Below are 13,351 nucleotides of genomic sequence, written 5' to 3'. Positions count from 1 at the left end.
GTATAATAGATAGAGAAATAGAATCTTTTTGTAGAAGGGGGGAAAGAAATGGCGTATTGTGTAAAATTATTAGTAGATGATCAAGAAGAAAAGCAAAAGATTGAAACGTGGTTAACGCATCCTTCTTTTAAACAATTAGTCATTCAGGATATAGATACAATTTGTAACGATGATATTCTTATAATGGAAATCAATACGCCGTTTGATTGGGTAAAAGCGAGAAGATTGCTTAAAAAACATAAAGACTTACTTATATTTCCATTGCTCAACCCTTCGATACTGCAAACGTCACCTATTGCAATCGAACTCCAACTGCCATCCTTATTTATCAAGCCAATTACGAAACATTTATTTTATCGGAATATTAAAAAGGCATTGAGCTATTCTTCTAGAAACAAGTTTATATTAGAACAAGAAGACTATCCAATTGAGGAGCTGCTGTTACAAAATATTCTTAAAGAGGAAATATCCGCTGAGAAAATTGAAACGGTTTCCATAAAGGGCATGGTTCCGAATGTCGTCTATTTTATCCAAGGCTTAGTACTTTCGACAACACGAGAGGAGAGAGAGGGCTGGCAGGCTTCAAGTGTCATTCAAAAGGAGATTATGAAAGCATTCTCTATGATTGGACAGGATGTTTATTTTCTCCCTTTTAGAAAGCATTTAGTCTTAGCATTGAGAGTTCCTCCTGGTATTTCCTCCCCGTGTTATTGGGAGGAAGGAGAAAAGATGATTGTTGAGTTAATCGATAAGCTGAAGCATGAATATGGCATTCAATTATATATTGGTGCAGGGTCCATTCATCGGGAGCTATTAGGTTTAAAGAAGTCGTATCAAGAAGCGAGAATGGCTCGAACGAGTCCTCCAAAATATGGGCTGTCCCTTCGTTATTTTGATGAAATTCCAACCAATATATCCGTTCAAGAGAGCATTGATTATATTACTGAACATTACGCGGAAAATTTGTCGATTCAACAAGTAGCGTCTCAAATAAATTTTAGTCCGACATACTTTTGTCGACTGTTTAAAAAAGAAACTGGTCATAGCTTTGTTTCCTATTTAACGTTTGTACGCATTCAAAAAGCTGTATGGTTTTTGCGCAATACAAATCAAACAATTGAACAAATTGCTTTTGAACAGGGATTTAACACACCGAGTTATTTTAGTACGATTTTTAAAAAGGTTGTCGGATTATCTCCGAGTGAATATCGGGCAACAAAAGAGGTTATTTTTATGTGAATTTGGATACAAAATCTAGATTGAAATATATAGAAGGGAGACTACCAAATAGTAGGCACTCATCTTTCTTTTCTGTATACAATACAAAAGCAGTCCTGAATCTATATAATTCAGGACTGCTTTACTACATTATTTTAATATGGATGGTAACCAAAGCACCATATCCGGCCAGTACGTGATGACTGCTAGTGCAGCGAGGGAAGCAATTAAAAATGGCCAAATGGCTTTTATTAACGCTTCAAGTTTTACCTTTCCTAGTGAGGAAGCAATATAGAGACCAGCTCCAACTGGAGGAGTTAAGACACCGATTGCTAAGTTAATACAGATAATTACACCAAAATGAATGGGATCAATCCCATAAGTAGCGATGATTGGTGTAAAGATTGGTACAAGAATAATTAAAGCCGCAATTCCATCCATGAACATTCCTACAAATAGAAGGAATATATTTATGATTAGTAAAAATACTAAAGGATTTTCAGTTAGAGATGTCATCCAGTTAGCAAGGGTTTGTGGTACCTGCTCGAAGGAAAGCATCCAACCGAATAAATTAGCCATGGCAATTAACATTGTAATGGTTGCTGTAGAAATGGCTGTGTTAATCATAACAGATGGAATTTTTTTGAAATCTAATTCTTTATAAAAGAAGAATCCTACAATCAATGCGACAACACAGGCGATTGCAGCAGATTCTGTTGGTGTGAAAGCTCCACTTAGAATTCCAGCAATAATGATAATTGGGACGAGTAGAGCTGGTATTACTTTAATAAAAGAAGTTCCCATCAGTGATACTGTTGCACGTTTTTGGGTTGGCCATTTTTGTTTCATCCCTGTATAGGCGATTAGAATGATAAAGGCCAGAGCCAAAAGAATACCTGGTAGAACGCCAGCCATAAACATGGAGCCAATGGAGGCGCCTGAACCCACGCCATAAATGATGAATAGCATACTTGGCGGAATGATAGGACCGAGCAGTCCCGCTGAAGCAGTGGTAGCTGCACTAAATTCTTTTGAATATCCTTCCTTCTCCATCGAAGGAACCATGATTCGGCTCATCATGGCAATTTGTGCCGTTGCTGAACCGATAATGGAAGCTAGTAGCATATTGGCTACGACGTTAACATAAGCTAGTCCGCCGCGGAAATGCCCAATAAACGTTTTAGCGAAATCAATAAGTCTTTTTGTAATCCCTCCGGAGTTCATTAGCTCTCCAGCAAGCATGAAGAGAGGAATAGCTAGCAGTCCGTAACTTTCCAGACCTGAATATAGTCTCTGAGGGGCCGTTGACATTAATCCTAGGTTGCCTGAAGCAATAATATAAATAATCGTTGTGAGCCCAAGAACAAAAGCGATGGGAACTCGTAGAAGCAAGAGGACAATGAATAATAGTAATGCCGTTGTCATATTAGTTAACCTCCTCTTCATTACTCGTGAAATTGTTGATTAATACGTCTATGGAGTGAATCATCATAAAAAAGAAGCTCACTGGAACACTCAAATAGGCGATAATCATGGGCATTTGCATTGAACTTGATTTCTGAACCAAAATATTAGGAGAAGATAACCAAATACAAGCAAGGTAAAAAATATAAACGGTGAAGGCAAGTACAGTAAGAAGACCAATTGTTTCTAGGACCTTTTTTGTAATCCCTTTCATTTTATCCATTAACAGGGTAATAGCGGGGGCATCTTGGTGTTTGATACTCATACTGCCACCGATAAATGTCAACCAAACAAGTGAAAAGATAGCGGTTTCATCTGACCATGTTAAAGGTGCATTTAATACGTAACGATACAATACCCCAGCTGCAAGAGCGAAAAGGATAATTGTGCAAAGAATAATGGCGATAATCTTTTCAAGACTGTAAATCCAATTGCTTAATTTGTGTATGACTTTCATACGGATCCCTCCTCTGTTGTCTTAATTCAAATGTAGATGGTTACGTTTGATAGAGTGTGATTTGTCATTTAAGGCTTGCTTTTTCATTCATCAAAAAACCCCTACACGGGAGTTATTACTTGCGTAGGGTTTTTTGATTATCTAGAGTCAGCATTCTGTTTTATTTAGCCGTTTCAAGGAACGATTTAATAACTGGTGATTTTTCAGAATACTCATCTGTTACCTTTTTAGTAATTGCATCAAATGAAGAGGAATCTTTTAATACTTGAACTTTCACACCATTTTTCTTCAATTCTTCAAGATTAGTCTTCTCACGTTTGATAGCTTCTTTTAATCCCCATTCCACAGCTGTGTTCAACGCTGTTTTTACAATTTTTTGGTCTTCAGCAGAAAGCTTATCATAAGAGGATTTCCCCATCACAATTACAGTTGGGAAAGTTGTATGGTTTGTTAATGTTAAATATTCTGCATTTTCGTAATACTTTTCCGTAACTAAAGCATCAAGATCAATATCAATCCCATCAATTACTCCAGTTTGAAGAGAAGTGTATACTTCAGAAAGCGGCATAGCAGTTGGACCTGCTCCAGTCTCATCCCAAAACTTTTGAATAGAAGGGCTACCAATGATACGTACTTTTTTACCTTTTAAATCAGCAGGTGAATTGATAAATCCATCTTTCATAAGGATATGGCGGTTCCCAGCAAAGGCAAAGTCAAGACCTACTAGTCCTTGTGATTCTAGTTCTTTTAACATTTCTTTAGTTGGCTCTGAGTCTCTCAATTTAATGGCTTCTTCAAGATTATTAAATTCAAAAGGCATAAACCAAGAGTTTAAAGAATCTTGACGAGTACTCATGTAAGCGTTTGTAAGAAATCCAAAATCAATAGATCCTGTTTCAAGTTGTTGTACCATGTCTTTTTCTTGCCCTAATTGTGACGCAGGATAAATATCCAATTTCATTCTTCCATCAGAAAGTTTTTCAAGTTCTTCCCCGAATTTCTCAGCTGTTTTATTCCAAACGTGATTTTCTTGTACGACGTGTGCAACTTTAAAGGTGTAAGTTCCATCACCGGATGCTTTCTCTTTACTAGAACTACTGCTACTACAAGCCGCTAAAAGAATAGAAAAGATTGATAGAATAGCAACCAGAGATAGAAATTTACCTTTTTTTCTAATGTTCATAAACTTTCCCCCTTGAAATAATAGCGCTTACATTTCTAAAAAAGAATTTTGTCACAAATAGTGAACTAATTTACTTAATTATAAAATAAATACAAGAAATGTCAATTTATTTTCAAAAAATTGTTTTTATTTTGAAAATAAAGTTTGTTTATGTAGAATTTTGGATGGAAAACGTTTTAAAAAGGTTTTTTAACGGAAAAATTCTTTTCTTCTATATAAGATTACTATCATAAAAATATACTTGTCGGGGCTGAACAGTCATCTCGCTTTTCCAGTAAGAGTTTGATTGGCGGGATGCAATGCAAATTACCTTTACATTCTTTTGAAGGCATAGTTGAAGCAATCAGGTGCGTACGGTCTGTATTGAAGGGGAGTTTCCGTGTATTTAGTTGAAAAAGACAAACACCGCACCCATGAGGGTACGGTGTTCAATAAATCAATGTGATACGTCAGAAACAGAAATTCCTGTGTTCGCTTTGACGCGGATTTCGTTGTAGATTTTTGCATTTTTTGCTTCGTTTGCTTTGTTTTGTGTCAAGATTGTGCCAAGCCATCCTGCAAGGAATCCAAGAGGAACACTGATGATGGCCGGGTTAGATAAAGCAACAAGTGGCGTGCCGACGAAGATTGCTTTACCAGCTTCTGGGTTCCAAACATTCGGGCCCAGTGCGCCAAGAATAAGACAAGAAATCAAGCCAGTTGCCATCGCGATGATAGCGCCATTGGAGTTGAACTTTTTCCAATAAATTGTGTAAAGAATAACTGGTAAATTCGCTGATGCTCCAATACAGAAAGCGAATGATACAAGGAATGATACGTTCAATGTCTGCGCGCCAAGAGCAAGCAAAATAGAAAGAACCGCAATTGAGATAGATCCTGTACGTGCTGCTATAAGTTGTTGCTTAGGAGTCAATTTACCATCTTTCATGATTTCGCCGTAAATATCATGCGAAATTGCGGAAGCTCCTGTTAATACAAGGCCGGATACTACTGCAAGAATTGTTGCAAAAGCAACTGCTGAAATGAATGACAGCAGTACGTTGCCACCAAGGAATTCAGCAAGAAGCGGCGCAGCCAAGTTTCCACCCGGATTGGCAGCCAAGATGTTCCCCTGTCCCACGAATGCAGCGGCACCGAATCCAAGGAAAATTGTTAATGAGAAGAAAATAGCTGTAATCCAAGTTGTCCATGTGATAGATGTACGAGCTGTTTTTGCATCTTTAACTGTAAAGAAACGCATTAAAATGTGTGGAAGACCAGCTGTACCAAGTACAAGTGCAATCATCATAGATACTGAGTCAATTGTGCTTGTATATTTGATACCAGGAATCAAGAAGTTTTCACCTTGTTCCGTAACAGTTGCAGCTGTATCAAACATTTTCATAATACTGAAATCGAATTTCCAAAAAACAAGGAATGAGATAAGAGCTGTACCGAATAAAAGTAGACATGCTTTAATAATCTGAACCCATGAAGTAGCCGTCATACCACCGAATAATACGTATACTGTCATCATGACACCAACGATTAGAACAGCTGTCCAATATGGGATACCGAATAGCATTTGAATCAATGCACCAGCTCCTACAAGCTGGGCAATCATATATAGAATGACAATTGTGATTGTCGATGTTGCAGCTATACCGCGAATACGTTTTTCGTTAAAACGAGCTGTTAACATATCTGCAAGTGTATATTTACCAAGGTTACGCATTGGTTCTGCAACGATGTATAAAAGAACAAGGTTGGCTACAACATAACCTACCGAGAAGAAGAAACCGTCAAAACCATTTAGGGCAATTGCACCGGATACCCCAAGGAATGCTGCTGCTGATAAGTAGTCACCGGCGATAGCTAAACCATTTTGCCAGCCTGTCAAGCCGCCGCCTGCTGTATAAAAGTCATTCGCAGAAGACGTACGCTTAGCTGCGATATAAGTAACAAGTAATGTTAAACCAACGATTCCAACGAAAAAGCCAATAGTTACTAAATTCATCATCTGCCGCCTTTCTTTTGCTGATACTCGGCGATTACTGCCTCAGCCTGTTTGTCGAATTTTTGTGCACGGCTAACATAAAGCGTACAAAGAATAATGGTCATTAAGAATAAAGATAAAGAATAAATCCAGACCCAAGTAATGTTTCCAATTGCTTTTGCTTGCAAAGCGTCCGTGAACGCTAGAATTGGCAATAAAATATAAGCAATCATAAACAAGAATGTCGTTGTGAATAAGAATCCCCTTTTTTGTTTAACAAGTTTGTTAAACGAATCCATTTCCACAAATGCATCGTAGTCGATTTCCGGAGTTTTCGCTTTATCGTCTACGTATGCTCTGGCTGCGTTTGCCATATAAAACTCCCCCTTTTGTCAAAAATTAACCCCAATTTCTACAACTTAGCATTGTAAGCGTTTCCTTTATCCGTCAAATCTACTCTAGGAATCAGGAAATATAGAAAGCTATGCAAAATCTTCAAAACTGTTATAGTAAAGCTTTCTATTTTTCAAATTGTACTATATTATGAATAGGTATACCTTACAAAAATTTGTCTTAAAAATACAAAAATTTGCACTATTGTTGTCGGAACATAGTATAATTTGTAGAATAATTCATCGTTAGGGAGGGGTCTAATGTCGTACCGTGTTCAATTAGTAGTACAGGATGATCAAGAAAAGGAAAAAATAGAAACATGGTTAGCTCACCCTAGTTTTTCAAATTTAATCGTTCAAAATGAAGGTTCCATTCTTCCGGATGATATTCTAATTGTAGAAATTACTTCTCTTTTTGATTGGGTAAAGGTACGTAGAATGATGAAGCAGTATCAAGATATTCTTATCATTCCGATTCTGGATCAATCAATGACTAAAACATCGCCTATTGCGATTGAGCTGGGACTCCCTTCATTATTAATTAAGCCTTTAAAGAGCAGGTCTTTTTATCGGAATTTTAAAAAAGCTTTTTCTCTTCGTACCGAAATACCTATTATAGAAGAAACGGTAGAAGGTGAATCGTACCGTGATATGATTTGGAGAAGGGTGTTAAAAGGGGATATAACGAGTGAAGTAGAGATGTCTGAATCCCTTACATTGCTGCCTTCAGCGATGGTTCCTAATTTGGTTTGCTGTATTCAAGGCTTTCTCATTAGTCCAGAGAGAGAAAAGAAAGAGGGATGGGAAGCTTCATCTGTTGTGCAAAAGGTTATTTTAAAAGCATTCTCTGCTATTGGATATGAAGCTTATTTTGTTCCATTTCATAAAAATGCTGCGCTATTGTTGAAAGTTCCATCTGATGTAGCAACACCGTCTTTTTGGGCAGAAGGAGAACAAGTGATGTTTTCTGCTATTGAAGTACTTAGGGAAGAATATGGCATTCAATTATACATTGGAGTAGGATCGATTTGTCGGGAAGTCATGCAGTTAAAGAGTTCTTATGCGAATGCAAAGGTTGCAAGAATGTCCGTTGCTAAGCATGAATTGTGGCTGCGTTATTTTGATGAAATTCCAACAAATGTTTCTGTTCAAAAAAGTATTGATTATATACGCTCTCATTATGCAGAAAATATTTCGATGAATAAAGTAGCAGCGAAGGTGAACTTTAGTCCAACCTATTTTAGTCGATTATTTAAAAAAGAAACTGGGCACAGTTTTGTTTCCTATGTTACGTTAGTTAAACTACAACGCTCGATTTGGTTATTGCGACGAACGAATCAAACCATTGAAGAAATTGCGATGGAATTAGGCTTTAATACGCCTAATTATTTTAGCGCTACGTTTAAAAAAGAAATTGGCTGGTCACCAAGTCAATATCGGGGGACAAAGGAAATTTTATTTTCACATAGCTGGGTAGAGGATGATTTTTAAAGATAAAGCTTTGTTGGAAGGTGTGTGAGACTAAGCTCACACACAGGAGCTAAAAATAAAAGTGCCTGTTCCATTCAAGTTGAACTGGCACTTTAACATGCATAGATTGTTTTTTTATCCCATACTTAAAGGAAGGGCAGCCCTCCACCTTAAGCTTATGAGGAAACAAAGAAGTTAGATGGGGGACGGCAGCCCTCCTCTAGCTGCATTTCATCTTATGCTTGTCGAGGCTGAACAGTCGCTTCACTTTTGTAGTAAAGGTCCGATTGGCTAATCATCAGTGGGACCCGCTAATGGGAGTTTCGCTCTATGCTCTTTTTTCAATAGCTACAATAAATGGTGGATGATTCGCTTGGTTTATGAATCCGTATTGAAGAACATGTGCTTTATCTTGCGGTAAGTGTTTAACATAAGCTAGCAATTCATCTCGTTCAATCGCACCTTCTGGATGTCCATGGTAAATGACAAGTACGATGATGCCTTCCGGTTTCATTTTTTCAAGCAGTTGTTCAATCGCTGAAATTGTTGTGCTTGCTTGTGTGGTAATGGTTTTATCTCCTCCGGGGAGGTAACCTAGATTAAAAATGGCACCCGTTAAGCTTCGTGTTTCCTTCTCCGGGACTAGATTTTTCAATTGTTCGTGTCCAGCATGAAATAAAGTACAACGCTCAGATAGTTGTTCTGCTGCTAACTTTGCCGTAGTGCTTTGAATGGCCTCGCTTTGAATATCAAAAGCATACACATGCCCAGCTTCTCCTGTTAGGTTTGCAAGGAAAACGGTATCAAACCCATTCCCCATCGTGCCATCGACTGCGATATCACCAGGTTGTACTGCTTTTTCTAATAAAATTCTTGCAAAAGGTAGAATTCGATCAAGCTTCATTCTTTACTGCCTCCGCTTTGTAAAATTTCCCTTGCCAGCTATCGCGACGTTTGAGCTCTCCATCAATCGCATTTAGTACGTCCCATTTATTTACACTCCACATCGGTCCAATCATTAAGTCAATTGGTCCATCTCCTGTGATGCGGTGAACAATCATTTCTGGCGGAATGATTTCGAGCTGGTCGCAAACAAGCTGGACATATTCATCTCGTTGAAGAAACTCAAGTATGCCCTTTTCATATTGCTTAACCATAGGTGTTCCTTTTAATAAATGTAACAGGTGAATTTTAATTCCTTGCACATCTAATTTAGCGACTTCACGCGCCGTTTCCATCATCATGCTGTAATCTTCTTGCGGAAGTCCATTGATAATGTGGGAGCAAACACGAATGTTATGCTTGCGCAATTTGGCGACACCTTGTTTGTAACACTCATAATTATGAGCGCGGTTAATGAGGGTCGCTGTTTGTTCATGAACGGTCTGTAAACCGAGCTCAACCCATAAGTAAGTACGTTCATTTAGTTCCGCTAAATATTCGATAACATTATCTGGTAAGCAGTCAGGACGTGTTGCAATTGAAAGACCGACCACGCCTTCCTGTTTTAGAACGAGCTCGTATTTCTCTCTCAATTCCTCAACGGGCGCATGCGTATTTGTAAATGCTTGAAAGTAAGCAATGTATTGACCGTCTTTCCACTTATAATGCATTTTTTCACTAATTTCCTTAAATTGCACATCAAGTGGTTCAGCACGATTTCCAGCAAAATCGCCAGATCCGGCTGCACTGCAAAATGTACACCCTCCATGAGCGACTGTACCATCGCGATTTGGACAATCAAAGCCGCCATCAAGTGCAACTTTAAAAACTTTATGGCCAAAATGATTTTTTAAATGATAATTCCATGTGTGATAGCGCTTGTTATCACTGGCATATATAAACGGGTTTATCTGACTCAACATCAGCAACCTCCTATGTTCAATTAATTTATCCCACCTATTATACAATATTTTGAGCAAGAATAATTTTAGTTTGTTTGACTTAAACTAAGTTCGATGATTCGTCATCAAAATGAATGCGAAGGAGAGGATAAGAATGGGAACAAGACAATCTATTGACCATTTTTTAGAGCAATGTGAAGGGGCTCTCCGATTTGCAGATTTTGAATATATAGAGGCATCAAGGCAGGAACATTGGGATGATGAAACCTACCAAAATGCACAAGCTTATTTAGAAGAAGCTATAAGACAGATGGAACCAATTTATGCGAGTGCAAATCCAGAGCAGAAAGAGCGACTTCAACGGATGAAAGGACAGCTCGATTTAATGAGACACGATATGGTTATGTTACGACATTAAGTAAACGGGTTACCCAAGTTTGGATTGGGTAGCCCTTTTTAGTTCAGATTTATATATGAACTAAAATGAGAAACAACTCACAATTTTCAGAAGAAACGCATATATATAGGCGAACTCGTTCATAATGTTTATGAGCACCTATTGCAATTATGAAAGAAATTGACTAGAATGAAGTATAATTAAACAATGTTTATAAAGGCTATGATGAGGAGTAGTAGCAGTTAGAACCAGTTGTAGAGAGTTGACGGATGGTGCAAGTCAACCTGGAATGATTGTGAACTCGCCTCGGAGTTTCAGGTGTGAACTAGTAGTAATGCCTGGCGTTTAACCTACGTTACGGGTGTTTGAGCTGGGCGACATAAGCGAGTTGCCAATGTGGGTGGTACCGCGGGAAGATATACATAATCCTCTCGTCCCTATTTGGGATGAGGGGTTTTTTATATGCTCTTAAAGAAGAAAAGTAGGAGGAAAGAACATGAGTTTTGAACATAAAAGTATTGAAGCGAAATGGCAACAATATTGGGAGAAGAATAAAACATTTAAAACGGGGGAAGAAAGTGGAAAGCGTAAATTCTATGCCTTGGATATGTTTCCTTACCCATCTGGAGCAGGTCTTCATGTAGGTCATCCAGAGGGGTATACAGCGAGCGATATTTTAGCGCGTATGAAACGCATGCAAGGTTATAATGTATTACATCCAATTGGGTGGGATGCATTTGGTCTTCCTGCAGAACAATATGCAATTGATACAGGAAATGATCCAGCTGAATTTACAGAGCACAATATTAATACATTCCGTCGTCAAATTAAATCACTTGGTTTCTCATATGATTGGGATCGTGAAATTAATACAACCGATCCAAGTTATTATAAATGGACACAATGGATTTTCTTAAAATTATATGAAAAAGGTCTTGCTTATGTAGATGAAGTGCCGGTGAACTGGTGTCCAGCACTTGGAACCGTACTTGCTAATGAGGAAGTCATTGATGGAGTGAGTGAGCGTGGAGGTCATCCAGTAGAGCGCCGTCCGATGAAACAATGGATGCTTCGTATTACAGCGTATGCGGATCGTTTACTTGACGACTTAGAAACGGTTGATTGGCCAGAAAATATTAAAGATATGCAGCGTAACTGGATTGGCCGTTCTGAAGGAGCGGAAGTAACATTCGGTATCGATGGACATGATGAAACTTTTACGGTGTTTACGACTCGTCCGGATACATTATTCGGAGCGACATACGCTGTACTAGCGCCAGAGCACCCGTTTGTTGAAAAAATTACAACAGCTGAGCAACAAGCAGCAGTTGACGCATATTTAGACCAAGTGAAACATAAAAGCGATCTTGAAAGAACGGATTTAGCGAAAGATAAAACAGGTGTTTTCACAGGTGCTTATGCCATTAATCCAGTAAACGGTGCCAAAATGCCAATTTGGATAGCTGACTACGTGTTAATCAGCTATGGAACAGGTGCGATTATGGCTGTCCCAGCGCATGATGAACGTGACTATGAATTTGCGGTGAAGTTTGAACTACCAATCATTGAAGTTGTTGCAGGCGGAGATGTAACGAAAGAAGCTTACACAGGCGATGGTATGCATGTAAACTCGAACTTCTTAGATGGTTTAAATAAAGAAGACGCAATTAAAACGATGATTCAGTGGTTAGAGGAAAAAGGAATCGGTACGAAAAAAGTAACATTCCGCTTACGTGACTGGTTATTTAGCCGTCAACGCTACTGGGGTGAACCAATTCCGATCATTCATTGGGAAGATGGCAGCGTGGAAGCGTTAAAAGAAGAAGAGCTTCCATTGCTTTTACCGAAGACAACAGACATCAAGCCTTCTGGAACAGGTGAATCACCACTTGCGAACATTACAGAATGGGTGAACGTAACTGACGAGAATGGACGTAAAGGTCGTCGTGAAACGAATACAATGCCGCAGTGGGCGGGAAGCAGCTGGTACTACTTACGTTATATTGACCCAAACAATGCAGATGCGTTGGCAGACGCTGAGAAATTAAAAGAATGGCTTCCAGTCGATATTTATATTGGTGGAGCAGAGCATGCTGTTCTTCACTTATTATACGCTCGCTTCTGGCATAAATTCTTATACGATCTTGGTGTCGTTCCAACAAAAGAGCCATTCCAAAACTTGTTTAACCAAGGGATGATTCTTGGGGAAAACAATGAAAAAATGAGTAAATCAAAAGGAAATGTCGTAAATCCAGATGACATCGTGGAAAGCCATGGTGCGGATACACTTCGTCTGTATGAAATGTTCATGGGGCCGCTTGATGCATCCATTGCGTGGTCAACAAATGGTCTGGATGGAGCTCGTCGTTTCTTAGATCGTATTTGGCGATTGCTTGTAGATGATAACAATCAACTAACAGATAAAATCGTTGAGGGAGATTCTACAGGTAAATTGGAAAAAGTATATCACCAAACTGTGAAAAAAGTGACAGAGAACTATGAGGACTTGAAGTTCAACACAGCGATTTCACAATTAATGGTGTTTATTAACGATTGCTATAAAGCAGAAGCTCTTCCAAAAGAATATATTGAAGGCTTTGTTAAATTATTATCACCAGTTGCTCCACATATTGCTGAAGAGCTTTGGGCACATCTTGGTCATACAGAAAGCATCACATATGAAACATGGCCTGCTTACGATGAAGCAAAATTAATCGATAATGAAGTGGAAATCGTTGTCCAAATTAACGGTAAAGTAAAAGCAAAACTTATGGTGCCAACAGATACAACCAAAGAAAAGTTAGAAGAAATCGCAATGGGTGACAATGCGGTTAAAGAACAAATCGATGGTAAAACGGTTCGTAAAGTGATTGCTGTACCGGGTAAATTGGTGAATATTGTAGCAAACTAAAAGAAATGAAGCCCCCTTTGGATGAAGGGGGCTACTTGTA

At 38.6% G+C, this 13,351-nt stretch carries 11 protein-coding genes and 1 other annotated feature; of the genes, 4 read left to right on the top strand and 7 right to left on the bottom strand.

Annotated elements, in window-relative coordinates; translation table 11 throughout:
- Window positions 1–48: 48 nt before the first annotated feature.
- The gene (locus tag BAOM_RS19450) at window positions 49–1,239 is read left to right on the top strand and encodes a helix-turn-helix domain-containing protein (RefSeq protein ID WP_127761711.1); all 1,191 of its coding nucleotides are present in this window, start codon (window positions 49–51) and stop codon (window positions 1,237–1,239) included.
- A 129-nt stretch (window positions 1,240–1,368) separates the two neighbouring features.
- Here the strand turns inward: BAOM_RS19450 and BAOM_RS19445 are convergent, their stop codons facing one another.
- From BAOM_RS19445 to BAOM_RS19425, 5 genes are all read right to left on the bottom strand, one after another.
- On the bottom strand, window positions 1,369–2,643 hold the full coding sequence (locus tag BAOM_RS19445; RefSeq protein WP_127761710.1) for a TRAP transporter large permease: 1,275 nt from the start codon (window positions 2,641–2,643) through the stop codon (window positions 1,369–1,371).
- A gap of 1 nt (window position 2,644) precedes the next feature.
- The gene (locus BAOM_RS19440) at window positions 2,645–3,139 is read right to left on the bottom strand and encodes a TRAP transporter small permease (protein WP_127761709.1); all 495 of its coding nucleotides are present in this window, start codon (window positions 3,137–3,139) and stop codon (window positions 2,645–2,647) included.
- Window positions 3,140–3,299: 160 nt separating this feature from the next.
- The gene (locus BAOM_RS19435; RefSeq protein ID WP_252282622.1) at window positions 3,300–4,322 is read right to left on the bottom strand and encodes a TRAP transporter substrate-binding protein; all 1,023 of its coding nucleotides are present in this window, start codon (window positions 4,320–4,322) and stop codon (window positions 3,300–3,302) included.
- A gap of 436 nt (window positions 4,323–4,758) precedes the next feature.
- Window positions 4,759–6,318 (bottom strand): solute symporter family protein, encoded by a 1,560-nt coding sequence (locus BAOM_RS19430; RefSeq protein WP_218973863.1) that lies wholly within the window; start codon window positions 6,316–6,318, stop codon window positions 4,759–4,761.
- Window positions 6,318–6,671, bottom strand: a complete 354-nt coding sequence (locus tag BAOM_RS19425; RefSeq protein WP_119116932.1) for a DUF485 domain-containing protein — start codon at window positions 6,669–6,671, stop codon at window positions 6,318–6,320. Before BAOM_RS19425 ends, BAOM_RS19430 begins: the two co-directional genes overlap by 1 nt.
- 279 nt (window positions 6,672–6,950) lie before the next feature.
- On the opposite strand from BAOM_RS19425, the gene BAOM_RS19420 reads away from it, so the two are divergent.
- On the top strand, window positions 6,951–8,180 hold the full coding sequence (locus BAOM_RS19420; RefSeq protein WP_127761707.1) for a helix-turn-helix transcriptional regulator: 1,230 nt from the start codon (window positions 6,951–6,953) through the stop codon (window positions 8,178–8,180).
- A gap of 307 nt (window positions 8,181–8,487) precedes the next feature.
- Here BAOM_RS19420 and BAOM_RS19415 read toward each other — a convergent pair whose 3' ends face one another.
- Window positions 8,488–9,063: a tRNA 5-(aminomethyl)-2-thiouridylate-methyltransferase MnmM gene (locus BAOM_RS19415; RefSeq protein WP_127761706.1), complete on the bottom strand. Its 576-nt coding sequence runs from the start codon at window positions 9,061–9,063 to the stop codon at window positions 8,488–8,490.
- Window positions 9,053–10,021: a tRNA modification radical SAM protein MnmL/YtqA gene (locus tag BAOM_RS19410; RefSeq protein ID WP_127762649.1), complete on the bottom strand. Its 969-nt coding sequence runs from the start codon at window positions 10,019–10,021 to the stop codon at window positions 9,053–9,055. The genes BAOM_RS19415 and BAOM_RS19410 overlap by 11 nt, the downstream gene beginning before the upstream one ends.
- Window positions 10,022–10,157: 136 nt before the next feature.
- Here BAOM_RS19410 and BAOM_RS19405 point away from each other — a divergent pair, with 136 nt between their 5' ends.
- The gene (locus BAOM_RS19405) at window positions 10,158–10,421 is read left to right on the top strand and encodes a DUF2524 family protein (RefSeq protein WP_164853293.1); all 264 of its coding nucleotides are present in this window, start codon (window positions 10,158–10,160) and stop codon (window positions 10,419–10,421) included.
- A 192-nt stretch (window positions 10,422–10,613) separates the two neighbouring features.
- Window positions 10,614–10,842 (top strand) — a binding site (T-box leader).
- A 54-nt stretch (window positions 10,843–10,896) separates the two neighbouring features.
- Window positions 10,897–13,311 (top strand): leucine--tRNA ligase, encoded by a 2,415-nt coding sequence (gene leuS / locus BAOM_RS19400; protein WP_127761704.1) that lies wholly within the window; start codon window positions 10,897–10,899, stop codon window positions 13,309–13,311.
- The last annotated feature ends 40 nt before the right edge of the window (window positions 13,312–13,351 follow it).

The sequence above is a fragment of the Peribacillus asahii genome, assembly GCF_004006295.1.
GTDB lineage: Bacteria > Bacillota > Bacilli > Bacillales > DSM-1321 > Peribacillus > Peribacillus asahii_A.
The sequence above is the reverse complement of the archived record's forward strand: the minus strand, read 5'-3'. Positions and strand labels throughout refer to the sequence as shown.

What these genes read in the sequence shown, in the direction of transcription:
- BAOM_RS19450 (WP_127761711.1), top strand. Translation starts at nt 49, where the DNA reads ATGGCGTATTGTGTAAAATTATTAGTAGATGATCAAGAAGAAAAGCAA.
- BAOM_RS19445 (WP_127761710.1), bottom strand. Translation starts at nt 2,643, where the DNA reads ATGACAACGGCATTACTATTATTCATTGTCCTCTTGCTTCTACGAGTT.
- BAOM_RS19440 (WP_127761709.1), bottom strand. Translation starts at nt 3,139, where the DNA reads ATGAAAGTCATACACAAATTAAGCAATTGGATTTACAGTCTTGAAAAG.
- BAOM_RS19435 (WP_252282622.1), bottom strand. Translation starts at nt 4,322, where the DNA reads ATGAACATTAGAAAAAAAGGTAAATTTCTATCTCTGGTTGCTATTCTA.
- BAOM_RS19430 (WP_218973863.1), bottom strand. Translation starts at nt 6,318, where the DNA reads ATGAATTTAGTAACTATTGGCTTTTTCGTTGGAATCGTTGGTTTAACA.
- BAOM_RS19425 (WP_119116932.1), bottom strand. Translation starts at nt 6,671, where the DNA reads ATGGCAAACGCAGCCAGAGCATACGTAGACGATAAAGCGAAAACTCCG.
- BAOM_RS19420 (WP_127761707.1), top strand. Translation starts at nt 6,951, where the DNA reads ATGTCGTACCGTGTTCAATTAGTAGTACAGGATGATCAAGAAAAGGAA.
- BAOM_RS19415 (WP_127761706.1), bottom strand. Translation starts at nt 9,063, where the DNA reads ATGAAGCTTGATCGAATTCTACCTTTTGCAAGAATTTTATTAGAAAAA.
- BAOM_RS19405 (WP_164853293.1), top strand. Translation starts at nt 10,158, where the DNA reads ATGGGAACAAGACAATCTATTGACCATTTTTTAGAGCAATGTGAAGGG.
- leuS (WP_127761704.1), top strand. Translation starts at nt 10,897, where the DNA reads ATGAGTTTTGAACATAAAAGTATTGAAGCGAAATGGCAACAATATTGG.